This is a genomic window from Streptomyces sp. NPDC031670 (assembly GCF_055580545.1).
Map to the genome: position 1 here is coordinate 832,982 of NZ_JBVILC010000001.1, position 17,044 is coordinate 850,025.

18 protein-coding genes are annotated in these 17,044 nt (G+C 73.1%); 9 read left to right on the forward strand and 9 right to left on the reverse strand.

Annotation, left to right across the window (positions count from 1 at the left end):
* Positions 1 to 26: 26 nt before the first annotated feature.
* A complete protein-coding gene (locus ACZ5ID_RS03785) occupies positions 27 to 866 on the reverse strand; it encodes a patatin-like phospholipase family protein (RefSeq protein ID WP_468893046.1) in 840 nt (279 codons plus the stop codon).
* Positions 867 to 1,137: 271 nt separating this feature from the next.
* Between ACZ5ID_RS03785 and ACZ5ID_RS03790 the strand changes: the two genes are divergently transcribed.
* Together ACZ5ID_RS03790 and ACZ5ID_RS03795 are read left to right on the forward strand one after the other, a co-directional pair.
* The gene (locus ACZ5ID_RS03790; protein WP_468893047.1) at positions 1,138 to 1,905 is read left to right on the forward strand and encodes a TVP38/TMEM64 family protein; all 768 of its coding nucleotides are present in this window, start codon (positions 1,138 to 1,140) and stop codon (positions 1,903 to 1,905) included.
* Positions 1,906 to 2,025: 120 nt separating this feature from the next.
* Positions 2,026 to 2,904 (forward strand): undecaprenyl-diphosphate phosphatase, encoded by an 879-nt coding sequence (locus ACZ5ID_RS03795; protein ID WP_468893049.1) that lies wholly within the window; start codon positions 2,026 to 2,028, stop codon positions 2,902 to 2,904.
* A 28-nt stretch (positions 2,905 to 2,932) separates the two neighbouring features.
* Here ACZ5ID_RS03795 and ACZ5ID_RS03800 read toward each other — a convergent pair whose 3' ends face one another.
* On the reverse strand, positions 2,933 to 3,721 hold the full coding sequence (locus tag ACZ5ID_RS03800; protein ID WP_468893051.1) for a crotonase/enoyl-CoA hydratase family protein: 789 nt from the start codon (positions 3,719 to 3,721) through the stop codon (positions 2,933 to 2,935).
* A gap of 108 nt (positions 3,722 to 3,829) precedes the next feature.
* Between ACZ5ID_RS03800 and ACZ5ID_RS03805 the strand changes: the two genes are divergently transcribed.
* Complete coding sequence (locus tag ACZ5ID_RS03805; protein WP_468893053.1) at positions 3,830 to 4,315, forward strand: nuclear transport factor 2 family protein; 486 nt, start codon at positions 3,830 to 3,832, stop codon at positions 4,313 to 4,315.
* Between the two features lie 150 nt (positions 4,316 to 4,465).
* On the forward strand, positions 4,466 to 6,070 hold the full coding sequence (gene lnt / locus ACZ5ID_RS03810; protein ID WP_468893054.1) for an apolipoprotein N-acyltransferase: 1,605 nt from the start codon (positions 4,466 to 4,468) through the stop codon (positions 6,068 to 6,070).
* Here lnt and ACZ5ID_RS03815 read toward each other — a convergent pair.
* Entirely contained in the window at positions 5,994 to 6,899 is a 906-nt protein-coding gene (locus tag ACZ5ID_RS03815) for a Gfo/Idh/MocA family protein (protein WP_468893056.1), read from the reverse strand. The two genes, lnt and ACZ5ID_RS03815, sit on opposite strands and share 77 nt — an antisense overlap.
* A gap of 140 nt (positions 6,900 to 7,039) precedes the next feature.
* Here ACZ5ID_RS03815 and ACZ5ID_RS03820 point away from each other — a divergent pair, with 140 nt between their 5' ends.
* The 3 genes from ACZ5ID_RS03820 to ACZ5ID_RS03830 all read left to right on the forward strand — a co-directional run bounded on the left by ACZ5ID_RS03820 (position 7,040) and on the right by ACZ5ID_RS03830 (position 8,688).
* Positions 7,040 to 7,561, forward strand: coding sequence for a DinB family protein (locus tag ACZ5ID_RS03820; protein WP_468893058.1), 522 nt, complete (start codon positions 7,040 to 7,042; stop codon positions 7,559 to 7,561).
* Positions 7,562 to 7,690: 129 nt separating this feature from the next.
* Positions 7,691 to 8,113 (forward strand): hypothetical protein, encoded by a 423-nt coding sequence (locus ACZ5ID_RS03825; protein WP_468893060.1) that lies wholly within the window; start codon positions 7,691 to 7,693, stop codon positions 8,111 to 8,113.
* A gap of 101 nt (positions 8,114 to 8,214) precedes the next feature.
* Positions 8,215 to 8,688 carry a hypothetical protein gene (locus tag ACZ5ID_RS03830; RefSeq protein WP_468893062.1) on the forward strand — a complete coding sequence of 158 codons (474 nt, stop codon included), beginning with the start codon at positions 8,215 to 8,217 and terminating at the stop codon, positions 8,686 to 8,688.
* Positions 8,689 to 8,742: 54 nt separating this feature from the next.
* Here the strand turns inward: ACZ5ID_RS03830 and ACZ5ID_RS03835 are convergent, their stop codons facing one another.
* The 6 genes from ACZ5ID_RS03835 to ACZ5ID_RS03860 all read right to left on the reverse strand — a co-directional run bounded on the left by ACZ5ID_RS03835 (position 8,743) and on the right by ACZ5ID_RS03860 (position 14,320).
* Entirely contained in the window at positions 8,743 to 9,426 is a 684-nt protein-coding gene (locus ACZ5ID_RS03835) for a uracil-DNA glycosylase (protein WP_468893063.1), read from the reverse strand.
* A gap of 109 nt (positions 9,427 to 9,535) precedes the next feature.
* On the reverse strand, positions 9,536 to 11,080 hold the full coding sequence (locus ACZ5ID_RS03840; RefSeq protein ID WP_468893180.1) for an ABC transporter substrate-binding protein: 1,545 nt from the start codon (positions 11,078 to 11,080) through the stop codon (positions 9,536 to 9,538).
* A gap of 246 nt (positions 11,081 to 11,326) precedes the next feature.
* Complete coding sequence (locus tag ACZ5ID_RS03845) at positions 11,327 to 12,094, reverse strand: SDR family oxidoreductase (RefSeq protein WP_468893065.1); 768 nt, start codon at positions 12,092 to 12,094, stop codon at positions 11,327 to 11,329.
* A gap of 17 nt (positions 12,095 to 12,111) precedes the next feature.
* Complete coding sequence (gene fabG / locus ACZ5ID_RS03850) at positions 12,112 to 12,873, reverse strand: 3-oxoacyl-ACP reductase FabG (protein ID WP_468893067.1); 762 nt, start codon at positions 12,871 to 12,873, stop codon at positions 12,112 to 12,114.
* 197 nt (positions 12,874 to 13,070) lie between these two features.
* Positions 13,071 to 13,454 (reverse strand): DUF3037 domain-containing protein, encoded by a 384-nt coding sequence (locus ACZ5ID_RS03855; RefSeq protein ID WP_468893069.1) that lies wholly within the window; start codon positions 13,452 to 13,454, stop codon positions 13,071 to 13,073.
* Positions 13,451 to 14,320 carry a HipA family kinase gene (locus ACZ5ID_RS03860; protein ID WP_468893070.1) on the reverse strand — a complete coding sequence of 290 codons (870 nt, stop codon included), beginning with the start codon at positions 14,318 to 14,320 and terminating at the stop codon, positions 13,451 to 13,453. The genes ACZ5ID_RS03855 and ACZ5ID_RS03860 overlap by 4 nt, the downstream gene beginning before the upstream one ends.
* Before the next feature lie 64 nt (positions 14,321 to 14,384).
* Between ACZ5ID_RS03860 and ACZ5ID_RS03865 the strand changes: the two genes are divergently transcribed.
* Both ACZ5ID_RS03865 and ACZ5ID_RS03870 read left to right on the forward strand, forming a co-directional pair.
* Positions 14,385 to 16,490: a S9 family peptidase gene (locus ACZ5ID_RS03865; protein WP_468893072.1), complete on the forward strand. Its 2,106-nt coding sequence runs from the start codon at positions 14,385 to 14,387 to the stop codon at positions 16,488 to 16,490.
* A 67-nt stretch (positions 16,491 to 16,557) separates the two neighbouring features.
* The gene (locus ACZ5ID_RS03870; protein ID WP_468893074.1) at positions 16,558 to 17,034 is read left to right on the forward strand and encodes a Rieske (2Fe-2S) protein; all 477 of its coding nucleotides are present in this window, start codon (positions 16,558 to 16,560) and stop codon (positions 17,032 to 17,034) included.
* The last annotated feature ends 10 nt before the right edge of the window (positions 17,035 to 17,044 follow it).

The window sequence follows — 17,044 nt, forward strand, 5'->3', positions numbered from 1 at the left end:
CATTGTGCGCCGACGGCATCCGGGCCCTACGACCAGAGCTCGGCCACGACCGCCGCGTGGGCCGCCGCCTGGTCGCGGCCGGCGCGGGCGGCCGGGGCGCGGCGGGCCGGTTCGAGGGAGTTGCGGCCGAAGGCGCGGCGCGCGGCGGAGCCGGGCGTGATGAGCTCGACGCGCGCGCCCGCGCCGACCAGCCTGGCCACCTGGGTACGCGGCGAGTCCAGTGGGCCGCCGCCGAACGCCAGCGGCGCGAGGACCAGCACCCGGTCGTATCCGGCGGCGAGCTGGACGTTGGCCGGGGAGTGCACCCCGCCGTCGATCCAGCGACGGCCCTCGATGGTGACGGCGGGCCACACCCCGGGCACCGCGCAGCTGGCGGCGACCGCGTCCACCAGCCCCACACCGCTGTCGCCGTCGAAGACCCGCAGTTCGCCGCTGTCGGCCGCGACCGCGGTGATCCTCAGCCGCCGCGCGGGCCACTCGTGGGAGACCAGCCGTCCGGCGATCACCTGACGCCGGGCCGCCTCCTGGTCCGTGCCCTGGGCGAGCGCCACCCGGCCCAGCTTCCTGCCGTACTCCTCGGGCGTACGGGAGGTCAGCGCCGCGCGGGCGAAGCGGAGGACGGCGGCCGGACCCAGCTGGGCCGGGACCTCGCCGTCCGGCCGGGCGAGCTGACGCTCATACAGCTGCGGCAGGCCGATCCGTCCCGAGGTGATCTGCGCGGCGACCACCGAGCCCGCCGAGCTGCCGACCACCAGCTCGGCGCCGCTGACGTCCACGCCCGCCTCGGCGAGCCCGTACAGCATGCCGATCTCCCAGCCCACGCCGGTGATCCCGCCCGCCCCGAGCACCAGTGCCGTGTCTCCCATGCCCGAAGCATGACGGAGGGCGGGGGCCCGCCGCTCCCCGGGGTGCCGCAGAAGGCGGGTCCGGACGGCCGGACCGGAGTGACCGGCGACCGTCCCGGCGCCGAGCGCGCCCGCCCTCGCGGACCGCGAAGCCCGGCCCGCGAGGGCGGGCGGCGGTTCGCGGCCCGGCTCGGCGGTCACGGCCGCCCGCGAGGGCGCGACCGGCCGCGTACGGGCCGTGACGCGACGCCCGTTACGGCGATCACATGCCCGCGTCGGTTAGTCTCCCCGGATGCTCGACGACGCCGTCCGCCCGTCCGCCGGGCTCGCCGTGCGCTGCGCCAGGGCCCTGCTCTCACCCTGGTCGCGCCTCGCCCTGCTGGTGCTGGTGCTCGCGGCAGCCGCCACGACCGTGCTGCTCCTGGAGCCGCAGCGGCTGCTCGCCGACGGTCTGCCGCACCGCCTCGGCGGGGGCGCCGCGGTCGTCCTGTTCGGGGTGGCGTACGGCCTGTGCACCGCGGCTTTCGTACCGCGTCCGCTGCTCAACCTGGCCGCCGGCGCGATCTTCGGCTCGCAGGCGGGGCTGCCGTCGGCGCTCGCCGGGACGGTGCTCGGCGCCGGGATCTCCTTCGGGCTCGGCCGGGTGCTCGGCCAGGACGCGCTGCGTCCGCTGCTGCGGGGCCGCTGGCTGAAGGCGGCGGACGGCCAGCTCAGCCGGCACGGCTTCCGGTCGATGCTGGCGATCCGTCTCTTCCCGGGTGTGCCGTTCGCCGCGGCCAACTACTGCGCGGCCGTCTCCCGGATGGGCTGGCTGCCCTTCCTGCTCGCGACGGGACTCGGGTCCGTGCCGAACACGGCGGCGTACGTGGTCGCGGGCAGCCGGGCCGCGTCCCCGACCTCGCCGGTGTTCCTGGTCGCGATGGCGTTCATCGGGGTGTCGGGCCTGGGCGCGGCGGCGGTGGCGTGGCGCAAGCGGCACCGGCTGGGCGGTCGGACGGCGGCCCCGGGGCGGCGGACCGCCGACGGTGCCGGGGAGCCGGCGCCCGACAGGACCGCATAACTCCCGGTTCATCTGCGGCCTGTACTCTGCCCTGCGACCGGCCGCCGATCAGATCGTCATACCGGCCGTCGGACCGTCGTGCCCGCAACCGTCTTCACCATCCGGGATGGCCCTCGCCCCATGTCTTGGTTCGAATCGTTCATCCTCGGACTCGTCCAGGGGCTGACGGAGTTCCTGCCGATCTCCTCCAGTGCGCACCTGCGCCTCACGGCCGCCTTCGCCGACTGGCAGGACCCGGGACCGGCGTTCACCGCGATCACGCAGATCGGCACCGAGACGGCCGTCCTCATCTACTTCCGCAAGGACATCGTGCGGATCATCGGGGCCTGGTTCCGCTCGCTCACCGACCGGCGGATGCGCTCCGACCAGGACGCCCGGATGGGCTGGCTGGTCATCGTGGGCTCGATCCCGATCGGTGTGCTCGGCATCGTCCTCAAGGACCAGATCGACACCACCTTCCGCGATCTGCGGGTCATCGCCACGACGCTGGTCGTGATGGGCGTCGTCCTCGGTATCGCCGACCGCCGCGCCGCCCGGGACGAGGCGGGCGGCCGTCACCGCGCGGTCAGTCAGCGCAAGTCGCTCCAGGACCTCAGCGTCAAGGACGGCCTCGTCTACGGGATGTGCCAGGCCATGGCCCTGATCCCGGGCGTCTCCCGCTCGGGCGCCACCATCAGCGGCGGTCTGCTGATGGGCTACACCCGCGAGTCCGCCGCCCGCTACTCCTTCCTGCTCGCCATCCCGGCGGTGCTGGCCTCCGGCGTCTTCGAACTGAAGGACGCGGGCGGCGAGGGCCAGGCGCCGATGGCCGAGACGCTCTTCGCCACGGTGGTCGCCTTCGGTGTCGGATACGTCGTCATCGCGTGGTTCATGAAGTTCATCTCCAGCAAGAGCTTCATGCCGTTCGTCGTCTACCGCATCCTGCTCGGCCTCGCGCTCTTCGCCCTGGTCGCCGCCGGCACCCTCAGCCCGCACGCGGGGGAGATCGCGGGCGGCTGACGGGGCCGGAGGGCACGGGCCGGACGGCTCACTCCCCGAAGGACCCGTGGCGCCCCGCGCCCCGCGCGAACCGGGCCGCCCCCCGGGCCGCCCCCTCCAGCGACCGCAGGCCGTGGGCGAGTTCGCCCCGCAGCGCCTCCGGCTCGGACAGTCCCTCCTGTTCGAGCAGCGAGAGGCGGTCCTCGCGCAGGCACAGCTGGGGGAACGCGGCGATCCGCGCCGCCAGCTCCTCGGCCGCGGCGCGGGCCGTCCCGGTCGGCACCACCCGGTCCGCGAGGCCGATCGCGAGCGCCTCGGCCGCGTCGACCGGGCGCCCGGTCAGAACCAGGTCCATGGCCCGGCCCGCGCCGATCAGCCGCGGCAGCCGTACCGTCCCGCCGTCGATCAGGGGCACGCCCCAGCGGCGGCAGAAGACACCGAAGACCGCGTCCTGTTCGGCCACCCGCAGATCGCACCAGAGCGCGAGCTCCAGGCCGCCCGCCACCGCGTGCCCCGCGACGGCCGCGATCACCGGTTTGGTCAGCCGCATCCGGGTCGGACCCATCGGGCCGTCGCCCTCCTCGGTCACCGCGTTGCCGCGCTCGGTGCCGATCGCCTTGAGGTCCGCGCCGGCGCAGAACGTGCCACCCTCGCCCCACAGCACCGCGACCGCCGCCCCGTCGTCGGCCTCGAACGCCCGGAAGGCGTCCGCCAGGGCGCGGGCGGTCGGCCCGTCGACCGCGTTGCGCGCCCGGGGACGGGAGAGCACCACGGTCGTGACGGGGCCGGCGCGCTCACTGCGCACGGCCCGGCCGGCGGCTTCGCTGGGTACGGTCATGGCGCCCACGGGTAGCACGCGACGCGGCAAGCCCACAAGAGCGGGCCCGGCCGCACCGGGGCCGTCTGGGCTCTTGGCCCCTCGCGCCCGCTGCCCGACACTGTGGCGATGACCCAGCGTGTGGAACTCGCGACCGTGATGGACCGGCTCGCCATCGATGAGATCGTCACCGGCTACGCGGCGGCGGTCGACGACGCCGACTGGTCCGCGTACGGGGAGCTGTTCACCCCGGACGGGCGCGCCGACTACCGCGCGGCGGGCGGGACGGAGGGACCGGCGGCGGAGGTCGCGGCCTGGCTCGCGGAGACGATGCGGCTCTTCCCCGTCCGCCAGCACCTGATCGTCAACCGGCTGCTCACCCTCCAGGACCTCGGCGGCTACCCCGGCGACCGGGCCCGGGTGCGGGCCGACTACCTCAACCCGATGCGGTTCGGCGCGGGGGAGAACGGCGGCGGCGGACCCGTGGAGCCCAACTTCTTCTCCGGCGGCCGGTACGACTTCGGGCTGCTGCGCACCGACGCGGGCTGGCGGCTGCGCGAGGTGACCGTGCACGAGAAGTGGCGGCATGTGTCGGGGGCGCTCGCGGGCCGGTGAGCGGGCGTACGGGAGCGTCGCCGGGGCAGACTCGCCGCGTGTACGGCCCGGCTGGGCGCGACCGCCCGGGTGCCGCACACTGAAGGACGCACATCGGGTGAGATGCCCGGGCGGGACCACTGCTCATGGGCGGGGCGAGGAGAGCGCGGCATGCGAGTACCGGTCGGACTGCGACACCGTCTCACGGGGCTGCGCCACCTGGTGATGGTGTCGCGGTGGTGGCGGGGAGCGGCGGCGGTGCTCGCCGGGGCGCTTCCGGCGCTGGCGTTCCCGGCGCCGGGATTGTGGTGGTTCGCCTATGTCGCGCTCGTACCGTGGCTGCTGCTGATCCGGTCGGCGCCCGACGGGCGGCGGGCCGCGCTCGACGGCTGGCTGGGCGGCACCGGGTTCATGCTGGCGGTCCACCACTGGCTGATGCCGAGCCTGACGGTCTTCATCGTCGTCCTGGCGGCGCTCCTCGGGCTGCTGTGGGCGCCGTGGGGTGTGCTCGCGCGCTCCCTGCTCGGCGGCCCCGGCGTGGGCGGGCCGTCGCCGCGGCGGGCCACGGCGGCGCTCGCGGTGCTGCCCTCGGGCTGGCTGATGGTCGAACTGGTCCGCTCCTGGCAGGGCCTGGGCGGCCCCTGGGGGATGCTCGGCTCCAGCCAGTGGCAGGTGCCGTTGGCGCTGCGCCTCGCCTCGGTCGGCGGGGTGTGGCTGGTGAGCCTGCTGGTGGTCGGGGTCAACGTCGCGGTGACGCTGCTGCTCGTCTGCCGTCCGGCGCGTACACCGGTGGTGGCCGCGGTGCTCGCGGCGGCCGTCGCCGCCGGGGCCGTGTGGGCCTGGGCACCCCGCCCGGAGAAGACCGGCCGGGCGCGGATCGCGGTCGTCCAGCCCGGTGTCATCGAGGGTCCCGACGCCCGCTTCGCCCGCAGCGAGGCCCTGACCCGTTCGCTGGCGGGCCGGGACGTGGACCTGGTGGTGTGGGGCGAGAGCAGTGTCGGCTCGGACCTGACGGCACGGCCGGACCTGGCGGCCAGGATCGCCTCGCTCTCGCGGGCGGTGGGCGCGGACATCCTGGTCAACGTGGACGCCCGCCGGGCCGACCGGCCCGGCATCTTCAAGAGCTCGGTCCTGGTCGGTCCGGACGGGCCGACGGGGGACCGCTACGACAAGATGCGGCTGGTGCCGTTCGGCGAGTACATCCCGGCCCGTTCGCTGCTCGGCTGGGCCACCTCCGTCGGCAAGGCGGCGGGCGAGGACCGGCGCCGGGGCACGACGCCGGTGGTGATGACGCTGCCGGGCGGCCTGCGGATCGGCCCGCTGGTCTGCTTCGAGTCGGCGTTCCCCGACATGAGCCGCCATCTGGTGCGCGAGGGCGCCCGGCTGGTCGTCTTCCAGTCCTCGACCTCGTCGTTCCAGCACAGCTGGGCGCCCGCGCAGCACGCCTCGCTGGCCGCGCTGCGCGCCGCCGAGACGGGCCGCCCGGCCGTGCACGCCACGCTCACCGGGATCAGCGCGGTGTACGGCCCGGACGGCGAGCGGATCGGCCACTGGCTCGGCACCGACCGCAGCACGGCCGCCGTCTACGACGTACCGCTCGCCGAGGGCAGCACCCTCTATCTGCGGTTCGGGGACTGGGCGGTGTACACGGCGCTGCTCGTGGTCGCCGCGTACGGCGTCCTCGCCGGGCGGCGCTCGTTCAGGAGGCCTGCTCCAGAGCCTCCTGTACCACCCGCTCGCACAGCTCGTGAGTCGCAAGAGCGTCCCGTGCACTGAGGAGCTTGCCCGCCCGTACGGCGTCGAGGAAGGAGTGCACGGCCTGCTCGATGCCGCGCTGGCGGGCCACCGGCACCCAGTCGCCCCGCCGGCGCACGGTCGGCTGGCCCTTGTGGTCGACGACGTCGCCGAGGTTGAACACCTGCCGCTTGGTGTCCTGCCCGGAGACCTCCAGGATCTCCTCGGTGGAGCCGTTCAACCGGTTCATGGTGCCGATGGCGGTGAAGCCGTCGCCGGAGAGCTGGAGGACGACGTGCTCCATCAGACCCCCGCGGATCCGGGCCCGCACCACCGTGTGCTCGACCGGGCCCGGCGCCAGGAAGCGCAGGGTGTCCACGACATGGATGAAGTCGTCCAGGACCAGGGTGCGCGGGTCCTCGGGGAGCCCGACGCGGTTCTTCTGCATCAGGATCAGCTCGCGCGGGTGCTCGGCGCACTGCGCGTAGCCGGGGGCCAGACGCCGGTTGAAGCCGACGGCCAGGCTCACCCCGCGCTCCTCGGCGAGCTCCACGAGCCGCTGGGAGTCGGCGAGTTCGTACGCCAACGGCTTGTCGACGTACGTCGGTACGCCCGCTTCGAGCAGCCGGGTCACGATCGCCGGGTGCACGGCGGTGGGCGCGTGCACGAAGGCCGCGTCCAGGCCCTCGGCGAGCAGCGCGTCGAGTTCGGTGTGGCGCCGCGCCTGCGGGACGTGGTGGGCGTCGGCGACCCGCGCGAGGGTGGCGGGGGTGCGGGTCTGCAGATGCAGCTCCGTCCCCGGCAGAGTGGTCAGGACCGGCAGATACGCCTTCTGCGCGATGTCCCCGAGTCCGATGCAGCCGACCTTCACGAAGTCTCCTGTCGCCGTTCGGCTTTCCGCTTCCTTGGCCGGTCAGCATACGTGGGCGGGACACCGAGGGCCGGTGGCGGCCGGTGGGCGGCGGCGATAACCCGTGGCGGTCGCGGGGGTGATCCGTGAGGATGGCCGCCATGACGACGACCGAGACGCCCGAACGCCAGGAGCCCGCCCTCGACGCCGACGAGCTGTCGATGCTCGTGGGCTGGCTGGAGTACCACCGGCAGACCCTCGCCGAGAAGTGCGCGGGCCTCACCGACGAACAGCTCAGGACCGCCTCGATGCCGCCGTCGGGACTGACCCTGATGGGTCTGGTCCGGCACATGGCCGAGGTCGAACAGCACTGGTTCAGCAATGTCTTCGGCGGTGAGGAGGGCGCGCCGCACTACTTCACCGACGAGGACCCGGACGGCGACTTCCACGTCGGCCCCGAGGACACCTTCGAGGAGGCGCTCGCCACCTGGCGCGGCGAGATCGCCAAGTCCCGCGCCCATGCCGAGGGCCACGCCCTCGACGGGCTGAGCACCGGCACCTCCCGTGGCGGCCGGCACTTCAACCTGCGCTGGATCTACACCCACATGATCGAGGAGTACGCGCGCCACAACGGCCACGCCGATCTGCTGCGCGAGGGCGTCGACGGCACCACCGGAGACTGAGCGGAACGCCGGGGCGCCCGGCGGCGTCACCCCGCGCGGTCACTCGTGCGGACCAATCCCGGCCCGCACGCACGCGCAACGGGCCTCGCGTCCAGCAGAGTTGCCCGGGTGCACCGAACCCGTACCGCAGTGAGGCTCCTCGTGGGGGTGGCCGCCCTGGCCGTCACCGGATGTGTCAGCGTCGAGCACGGCCCCGCCCCGGGACCGCCCCCGGCGCCGGGCCGGCAGAGCAGCGGCCAGGCCGACCGGAACGTGCGGCCCCAGGTCGTCCAGGCCCCCGTCCGCGAGGCGCTGGAGGCGCTGCCGCCCGCCCCGGCGCCCCGGCCCTCCACAGCGCACCCGGCCCCCGCTCCCGTTCCGCGTCCGCGCGCCCATCCGCCGGCGCCGCACCGGCGTCCGCACCCGCGCCCCGCGCCGCACCCGGCCGTACCGAGGGTGCCCACTCCCCCGCCGCTCATCGGGGACGACGTCTGTGACCTGGGCCGGTCGCTGGGCGGCTGGCGTCCGGACAGTCCGCAGGCGCGGATCTGCGAGGAGACGTACGGGAAGTAGCGACAGGCCCCGGGGCCGCGCCGGAGCCTCAGCCCGATTGTCGGTGCGGGCGGCTAGCGTCGAGGCGACGGGATGCGTACGACAGGCTCGCGGAGGCCGCAGTGGTGGAGCAGCAGGAGGCGTCGGAGGACGTCGTCATGACCCGGATCGGGCAGGCGCTGATGCTCCTGCACGGCGGCGACCGGGAGGAGGCGCGCAACCGCTTCGGTGCCATCTGGGCGGAGATCGGCGAGCTCGGCGACCCGCTGCACCGCTGCACGCTGGCGCACTACATGGCGGACGCGCAGGACGACGCCGGCGACGAACTGGCCTGGGACCTGCGGGCGTTGGCGGCTGCCGACGCCCTGGAGCAGGACCGGCTCGACGCGCACCACGCCTCGCTCGCGGTCCGGGCCTTCTATCCCTCGCTCCATCTGAACCTGGCGGCGGACTATGTGAAGCTGCACCGCCCGGAAGCCGCCCGCCTCCATCTGGACCGGGCGCACGCCGCCCTGGACGCGCTCGCGGACGACGCGTACGGGAACGGGATCCGCGCCGCCCTCGACCGGCTGGAGCGGCGGCTCGAAGGTGCCTGAGCACCCTCGGCGCCGGGCGCCCGCGCAGAGGGCCGCGCGGGCGCCCGGGCCGGGTCAGCCCAGGTCCGGGATGCGCCAGTCGATCGCCTCGTGGCCCTGCGCCGCCACCGCCTCGTTGATCTGGGTGAAGGGCCGCGAGCCGAAGAACCGCTTGGCCGACAGCGGCGAGGGGTGCGCGCCCTTCACCACGATGTGCCGCTCCTCGTCGATGAGGGGGAGCTTCTTCTGCGCGTAGTTCCCCCAGAGCACGAAGACCGCCGGGTCCGGGCGCTCGGCCACCGCGCGGATCACCGCGTCGGTGAACTTCTCCCAGCCCTTGCCCTTGTGGGAGTTGGCCTCGCCCTCGCGGACGGTCAGCACCGCGTTGAGCAGCAGGACGCCCTGCTCGGCCCAGGGCATCAGATAGCCGTTGTCCGGCACGGGGTGGCCGAGCTCCTCGTGCATCTCCTTGTAGATGTTCCGCAGCGACGGCGGCGTCCTGACGCCCGGCCGCACCGAGAAGCACAGCCCGTGGCCCTGGCCGGGGCCGTGGTACGGGTCCTGGCCGAGGACCAGGACCTTCACCTTGTCGTAGGGAGTCGCGTCGAGGGCGGCGAAGACCTCCTCGCGCGGCGGGTAGACGGGACCCTTCGCCCGCTCTTCCTCGATGAAGTCGGTGAGCTCCTTGAAGTACGGCTTCTGGAGCTCCTCGCCGAGGACGCCGCGCCAGGACTCGGGCAGCATGGCGATGTCGGTCACGTCAACAACCTCCGTGGGATGTCCGGTTCCCGCACCCTGCGGTGCGAGGTACCGAAAAACCTACCGGCCGCCACTGACAACGCCCGCCGCGCCCGCCCCGCCGGGCCTCCTACCAGCTGGTCTTGCGGTGCAGCTCCCACATGCACATGACCGTCTGGGGGTCGATGGCACGCTCGCCGCCGGCGATCTCGTCGCTGGCGGCCACATAGAGCTTGCCCTGCCACAGCGGCAGCAGCCGCACGTCGTCGGAGAGCACGTCCTGGGCCCGCTCGAACTTCTTGCTGACCGCGCCCCGGTCGGAGACCTCGCGGGTCTGCGGGATCAGCTGCTCGACGATCTCCCTGGGCTCGTACGGGGTGCCGACCGCGTTCTCCTTGCCGACGAAGGGCGCGATGAAGTTGTCCGGGTCCGGGAAGTCCGGGAACCAGCCGCGCCCGAAGACGGGGTACTCACCGTCCTGCATCCCCTGCGTGTACGCCTTCCAGGGGCGGTTCTGCAGGGTGACCTTGAACAGCCCCGAAGCCTCCAGCTGCCGCTTGATCTCGGCGAACTCCAGCGCCGTGGAGGAGCCGTAGCGGTCGGTGGTGTACCAGAGGCTCAGCGGCACCGGGTCGGTGATGCCGGCGCGGCGCAGGATGCCCTTGGCCTTGGGGACGCTGGGGGCGCCGAAGGAGTCGAAGAAGCTCACGGTGTGCCCGGCCACGCCCTTGGGCACCATCGAGTACAGCGGCTCGGCCGTGCCCTTGTAGACCTTGGCCACCAGCGCGTCGCGGTCGACGAGCTGGGCGACGGCCCGGCGCACGGCCGGGTTGGCGGCGAGCGGGTCCTTGGGGTTGAAGACCAGGAAGCGGATCTCGGTGCCGACCGTCTCGACCAGCTGGAGCGGCTTGCCGGCGGCCTTCTCGTTCTGGACGTCCACGACCTCGTCGGCGGTCAGGCCCCGGTAGGTGACGTCGATCTGCTTCTTCTTGAGGGACTCCACCATGGCACCGGAGTCCTTGAAGTAGCGGATCGAGACCGCGTCGTTCTTGAGCTGCGCGAACCCCGCGTAGTGGGCGTTCTTCTTCAGCTCGGCCCGGTCGCCCGCGTGGTACGACTCCAGGGTGTACGGGCCGGAGCCGGTGAGCCCGCCGTCGTCGCGCAGCGCGTCCGCCGGGTAGGACCGGGGGTCCACGATGGACATGGCCGGGGCGCCCAGCACGAAGGGGAACGTCGCGTCCGGCTTGTTCAGATGGAAGGTGACGGTCCGCTCGTCGTCGGCGGTGACCCGGTCCAGGCTGGTGAGCAGGCCCTTGGGGCCCGCCTTCACATTGATCTTCACAATGCGGTCGATCGAGTACTTCACCGCCGCCGCGTCGATCTTGTCGCCGTTGGAAAAGACCAGGCCCTTGCGGAGCGTGCACTGGAACGTACGGCTGCCCGAGTCCTTGAACCCGCAGCTCTCCGCCGCGTCCGGCTGGGGCGCGTTGCTGCCGGTCGGGAACGACAGGAGCGTCTGGAAGACGTTGCGGAACAGCTCCCAGGAGCCGTCCCAGGAGGCGGCCGGATCGAGGGTGCTGGGCTCGCTCACCGTGCCGACCTTGATCGTCTGCTCGGTCTCCGAACCGCTGCCGGAAAGCAGGCCGCAGCCGCTCAGCAGGGCCAACGACGACATGGACGCAAGGGCCGCGGTGGTGCGCAGGCATATGGTCCGGTTGAACACGTGCACGCTCCTCGTTCAGCCATGGGTCGGCAGACCATACCGCAGCGCCCCGCCCGGTCAACTGGGGAACCGAGCGGGGCACTTGGGGTATCGAGGGGCAAACCGGAACGCTACTCACCGGTATGAAGATCATTCTATCTCCGGGCACGCGCGCGGGGACGCCGGTGCGCGCGGGCGCGGCCCCACGCACGCGTGGCGTCAGTGCACGCCCGCGCCGAGGAAGAGCCCGCCGTCGACCACCAGCGTCTGCCCGGTCACCCAGGCGGACTGCTCGGAGGTGAGGAAGGCCACCGCTCCCCCGATGTCCGAGGGCACCCCGAGGCGCTTCAGGGGGTAGCTCGCGGCGGCCTCCTCCTCGCGGCCCTCGTAGAGGGCCTGGGCGAACTTGGTCTTGATCACCGCGGGCGCGATGGCGTTGACCCGGACGTCGGGCGCGAACTCGTGCGCCAGCTGGAGGGTCAGATTGACCATGGCCGCCTTGCTCATCCCGTACGCGCCGATGAAGGGCGAGGGGGCGAGGCCGGCGACGGAGGCGATGTTCACGATCGCGCCGCCGTTCTCCCTCTGCCAGGCCTTCCAGGTCTGCTGGGCGAAGCCGAGCGCGGAGATCACATTGGTCTCGTAGACCTTGCGCGCCACGTTGAGGTCGAGCTCGGCCATCGGCGAGTAGACCGGGTTGGTGCCCGCGTTGTTGACCAGGAAGTCGATCCGGCCGAAGGCCTCCATGGCGCGCTCCACCGCGACGCCCTGATGGGCCTCGTCGTGGGCCTTGCCGGCGACGCCGATGACCCGGTCCGCGCCCAGGCGCTCGACGGCCTCCTTGAGGGCGTCCTCGCCCCGGCCGGTGATGCAGACGCGGTCGCCGCGGGCGACCAGCGCCTCGGCGACGCCGTAGCCGATGCCCCGGCTCGCGCCGGTGACCAGGGCGACCCGGCCGGAGAGCTCCGGGAGCTGGGTGTCCGTCATGATGTGCTCTCCCGGCTTCAGTTGAGGGGTCCGCCGGCCACGTACAGCACCTGGCCGGAGACGAAGCCCGCGTCGTCGCTGGTGAAGAAGGCGATGGCGTTGGCGATGTCCTCCGGCGTGCCGACGCGCTGCACGGGGATCTGGGTGGCCGCGGCGGCCTGGAAGTCCTCGAAGCCCATGCCGACCCGGGCGGCGGTCTGCGCGGTCATCTCGGTGACGATGAAGCCGGGGGCGACGGCGTTGGCGGTGACGCCGAACTTGCCGAGCTCCTTGGCGAGGGTCTTGGTGAAGCCCTGGAGGCCCGCCTTGACGGCGGAGTAGTTGGCCTGGCCGCGGTTGCCGAGCGCGGAGGACGAGGAGAGCGAGACGATACGGCCCCAGCCCGCGTCGACCATGTGCTTCTGGACGGCCTTGGCCATCAGGAACGCGCCCTTGAGGTGCACGTTCATCACGGTGTCCCAGTCGGACTCGCTCATCTTGAAGAGCAGGTTGTCGCGGAGCACGCCCGCGTTGTTGACGAGGACGGTGGGCGCCCCCAGCTCGGCGGCGACACGCGCCACGGCCGCCTCGACCTGGGCGCTGTCGGAGACGTCGCAGCCGACGGCGATCGCCTTCCCGCCCGCCGCCGTGATCTTCTCGACGGTGTCCTTGCAGGCCGCCTCGTCGAGGTCGAGTACGGCGACCGCGCGGCCCTCGGCCGCGAGCCGGACGGCGGTCGCGGCGCCAATGCCCCGGGCCGCCCCGGTCACGATGGCGACACGCTGCTCGGTGGTGGACATGCTGTTCTCCTCGCCCTGGGGATCCGCGGCTCCTCGTCCCTGAGCAACCGCTTAGTAGCTTCAGCAGACGAGACGCTAGAAGCCCTGGCACCCGGTGTCAACGGCACACGGATCCCCCGGCGAAGGTCACACCCGCGCGGCCCGCGCCGGGGCGTGTCGCGAGAGTCCCGCCTGCCCCGCCACGCCCGGCACGTGCCCTAGCGCACCAGCAGGTCGAGCAGCCGCTCGGTCTCCGCCGCCGGATCCGCGGTGAGCCCGGTGTGGACCGGGCCGGGCTGCACGACCGTCGAGCGCGGCGCGATCAGCCAGCGAAAGCGCCGGCCCGGGTCGTCGCCCGCCGCCTGCCCGGCCGCCGCTCCGCCGCCGCAGACCCCCTCGACCGCCCGCAGCGCCGCCCGCACCCCGGCCACGTCCGCCCGCGGGTCGAGCGCCCTCAGCTTGGCCTCGTCCAGATGCGTACGCGCCGCCACGAAGGACCTGGCCCGGCAGTACACCAGCACCCCGGCGTTGAAGCACTCCCCGCGCTCGACGCGCGGCACCACGCGCAGCAGCGCGTACTCGAAGACATTGCGGTCGCTCACTTGCCGTCCTTCTCGCCGGGCTGGCCGGTCTTGCTGTCCTTGGTGGGGTGCGGCCAGGGCTTGAGGTGGTCGGTGAGCCAGCCCGGCGCCCGCGAGGGAGCGGTCCGGGCGGGCGCGTCCAGTGTGATCCGCTCGTGAATGTCGGCGGCGCGCGCCAACAGCGGCTCCACGTACGCCCGGCGCAGCGCGTCCGTCGTCTCGAAGCCGGGTTCGTCCACCAGCCACTCGTCGGGCACCAGCGCGGCGACCTCGGTCAGCAGCTCCTCGGTCACCAGCGGCGCCAACTCGGCGGCTGCGGAGGCCACATCGGGGCCGAACGGGGCGAGGGCGTGGTCGGAGGCGTTGTAGGGCTTGGCGGCCGAGGCCCGCGCGCCCGGCCAGTTGTGGTGCCAGATCATCGTGGCGCCGTGGTCGATGAGCCACAGATCGCCGTGCCACACCAGCATGTTAGGGTTCCGCCACGAACGGTCGACGTTGTTGATCAACGCGTCGAACCAGACGACCCGGCCCGCCTCGGCGGGGCTCACCTCATAGGCAAGCGGGTCGAACCCGAGCGAACCGGGCAAGTAGTCCATTCCGAGATTCAGCCCGCCGCTCGCCTTCAGCAGCTCCTGCACCTCCTGGTCCGGCTCCGAGAGCCCGATCACCGGGTCGAGCTGGATGGTGACCAGTTCGGGTACGCGCAGGGCCAGCCGTCGGGCCAGCTCTCCGCAGATCACCTCCGCCACCAGGGTCTTGCGGCCCTGTCCGGCGCCGGTGAACTTCATGACGTACGTACCGAGATCGTCGGCCTCGACGATCCCCGGGAGCGAGCCGCCCTCACGCAAGGGCGTGACATAGCGGGTCGCTGTCACTTCATTGAGCATCTGGCCAGGCTACTGGCGCGGATGCGACTGTTCGATCACTCAGACCCCGAAGGGACGCTTCGCCATGCCCATGGAAGAGAACATCCGGGAGAAGACCGCCCGGCCGCGGACCGCCGAGGACTTCCCCCTCCAGTTCGCCCGCACCAGGCGCTTCACCCTCGGGGTGCCCAAGAACTTCACCGTCTCCCCCGACGGCGAACGGGTGCTGTTCGTCCGCACCGCCGACGGGCGCTCGCCGCTCGGCTCGCTGTGGCTGTTCGAGAACGGTGAGGAGCGCGTCCTCGTCGACCCGCGCGCGCTCGGCGAGCCGGGCGAGGTGCCGCAAGAGGAGCTGACCCGCCGCGAGCGGGCGCGCGAGAGCGGCGGCGGGATCGTCGCGTACGCCACGGACGAGGCCGTCCGCACCGTGGTCTTCGCCCTCTCCGGCGACCTCTGGCTGGCCGGGACGGACGGGAGCGCGCCGCGCGCCCTCCCCACGGCCGGCCCGGCCATGGACCCGCGCCTCTCCCCCGACGGCACGCTCGTCTCGTACGTGACCGGGCGCGCCCTGCACGTCGTACGGGCCGACGGCACCGGCGACCGCCGACTGCTCGATCCGGAGGGCCCGGAGATCTCCTACGGGCTGACCGACCACGTCTCGGCCGAATCCATCGGCCGCACGCGCAGCTCCTGGTGGTCCCCGGACGGCTCGGCGCTCCTGGTGGCGCGGGTGGACGAGTCGCCCGTCCAGCGCTGGTACCTGAGCGATCCCGCCGATCCGTCGAAGGCCCCGCGCGTGCTGGCGTATCCGGCGGCGGGCACGGCCAACGCGGTGGTGTCGCTGGTCGTCGTCGGCGTCGACGGCGAGCGGGTGGCGGTGCGGCTGCCGCGCGCGGCGGAGCAGGCCTCGCACCCGGCGGGCGTCTGGACCGACCCGGCCTTCGAGTATCTGGTGCGGGGCGGCTGGGACGCGGAGGGCCCCTTCGCGACCGTCCAGACCAGGGACCAGCGCACCGCCTACGACCTCGCCATCGACCCGGCGAGCGGAGCAGTGAAGGTGACGGATCGTCATCATGACGGGCACTGGCTGGAGTTCACCCCGGGCGCCCTGGCGGCGGCCCGTTCCGGAGCCCGCCTCGGAGACGGTCTTCCGGCCGGTCTGCGGGTCCGCGCGATCCTCGGTTCCGCCGGGGACACGCTCTACTTCACGGCGAGCGACGAGCCGACCGAGACCCACGTCTGGGCGTACGCGCCCGGCTCCGGCTGCACTCGCCTCACCGAGGAGCCGGGGGTGCACACGGCCGTCGTCGGCGGCGACACCCTCGTCGTCGACAGCCGCACCCCGGACGGCCACACCGTCACCGTCCTGCGCGAGGGCGAGCCGGCGGGCCGGATCGGCGTGCTGAGCGAGCGGCCGTCGGTGACACCGGCACCGCGCTTCCTCTCGCTCGGCGAACGCGAGCTGCGCACCGCGCTCTATCTGCCGTCCTGGCACCGCGAGGGCGCGGCCCGGCTGCCCGTCGTGGTCCATTCGTACGGAGGTCCGGGCATACAGACCGTCGTACGGACCGATGTCTGGTACCACGCGGTGAACCAGTGGTTCGCGGAGCAGGGGTTCGCCGTGCTGTCCATCGACGGACGCGGCACCCCGGGGCGCGACGAGGCGTGGCGCACCAGCATCCACGGCGACCAGCTCACGCTGGTCCTGGAGGACCAGATCGAGGCGCTGCGGGCGGCTGCCGAGGCCTTCCCCGACCTCGACACCGGGCGGGTGGGCATCCGGGGCTGGTCGTTCGGCGGGTATCTGGCCGCGGGGGCCGTGCTGCACCGGCCGGATGTGTTCCACGCGGCGGTGGCGGGCGCGGCGCCGACCGATCTCACGCTCTACGACACCCACTGGAAGGAGCGGTATCTCGGCCACCCGCAGGTGCAGCCGGAGAACTACGAGCGCGGCTCGCTGGTCGCGCACGCCCACAAGCTGACCCGGCCGCTGATGCTCGTCCATGGGATGGCGGACGACAATGTGGTGCCCGCCCACCTGCTGCGGTTCTCGCAGGCGCTGCTCGCGGCGGGCAAGCCGCACAGCGTGCTTCCGCTGGCGGGCCGGGGCCATATGGTCACCGCGGAAGGTGTGGCCGACACCCTGCTGTGGCTCGATCTCGACTTCCTGAAGAAATCCCTGGGCGTCTGAACAGCCGGCCGGGCGGGGCCGTATCCCTTGACGCAGCCCCCTGTAGCAAGGTGAAGGGAAAGCCAGTATGAGCACCCAAGCTCTTCCGTCCGAGCCGGGCCCGGCCCGCCGTACCGTCGTCGCGGCGGTCGGCGGTGTCGGGCTCGCCGCCGCCCTCGCCGCCTGCGGCGACTCGGACTCGTCCGGCGGCAGCGCCAAGTCCTCCGGTGCCGGGGGTACCGGAGGAACGGGCGGCGGGGGCGCAGGGGCGGCCGGCGGCGGGGTGCTGGCGAAGACCGCCGACATCCCGCAGGGCGGCGGCAAGGTCTTCCCCGACCAGGGCGTGGTGGTGACCCAGCCGACGGCGGGCACCTTCAAGGCGTTCTCCGCCACCTGCACCCACCAGGGCTGCACGGTGAAGGATGTCGTCGGCGGCACCATCAACTGCCCCTGCCACGGCAGCAAGTACGACCCGGCGACCGGCAGCGTGACCGCGGGTCCGGCGCCTCGCCCCCTCCCCACGAAGACGATCAAGGTGGAGGGGGACTCGATCAAGCTGGCGTGAGTCCGTCCGC

Bases quoted from the DNA above. Each gene is read 5' to 3' on its own strand.
- ACZ5ID_RS03785 (WP_468893046.1), bottom strand. From the start codon at position 866: ATGGGAGACACGGCACTGGTGCTCGGGGCGGGCGGGATCACCGGCGTG.
- ACZ5ID_RS03790 (WP_468893047.1), top strand. From the start codon at position 1,138: ATGCTCGACGACGCCGTCCGCCCGTCCGCCGGGCTCGCCGTGCGCTGC.
- ACZ5ID_RS03795 (WP_468893049.1), top strand. From the start codon at position 2,026: ATGTCTTGGTTCGAATCGTTCATCCTCGGACTCGTCCAGGGGCTGACG.
- ACZ5ID_RS03800 (WP_468893051.1), bottom strand. From the start codon at position 3,721: ATGACCGTACCCAGCGAAGCCGCCGGCCGGGCCGTGCGCAGTGAGCGC.
- ACZ5ID_RS03805 (WP_468893053.1), top strand. From the start codon at position 3,830: ATGACCCAGCGTGTGGAACTCGCGACCGTGATGGACCGGCTCGCCATC.
- lnt (WP_468893054.1), top strand. From the start codon at position 4,466: ATGCGAGTACCGGTCGGACTGCGACACCGTCTCACGGGGCTGCGCCAC.
- ACZ5ID_RS03820 (WP_468893058.1), top strand. From the start codon at position 7,040: ATGACGACGACCGAGACGCCCGAACGCCAGGAGCCCGCCCTCGACGCC.
- ACZ5ID_RS03840 (WP_468893180.1), bottom strand. From the start codon at position 11,080: ATGTCGTCGTTGGCCCTGCTGAGCGGCTGCGGCCTGCTTTCCGGCAGC.
- ACZ5ID_RS03845 (WP_468893065.1), bottom strand. From the start codon at position 12,094: ATGACGGACACCCAGCTCCCGGAGCTCTCCGGCCGGGTCGCCCTGGTC.
- fabG (WP_468893067.1), bottom strand. From the start codon at position 12,873: ATGTCCACCACCGAGCAGCGTGTCGCCATCGTGACCGGGGCGGCCCGG.
- ACZ5ID_RS03860 (WP_468893070.1), bottom strand. From the start codon at position 14,320: ATGCTCAATGAAGTGACAGCGACCCGCTATGTCACGCCCTTGCGTGAG.
- ACZ5ID_RS03865 (WP_468893072.1), top strand. From the start codon at position 14,385: ATGCCCATGGAAGAGAACATCCGGGAGAAGACCGCCCGGCCGCGGACC.
- ACZ5ID_RS03870 (WP_468893074.1), top strand. From the start codon at position 16,558: ATGAGCACCCAAGCTCTTCCGTCCGAGCCGGGCCCGGCCCGCCGTACC.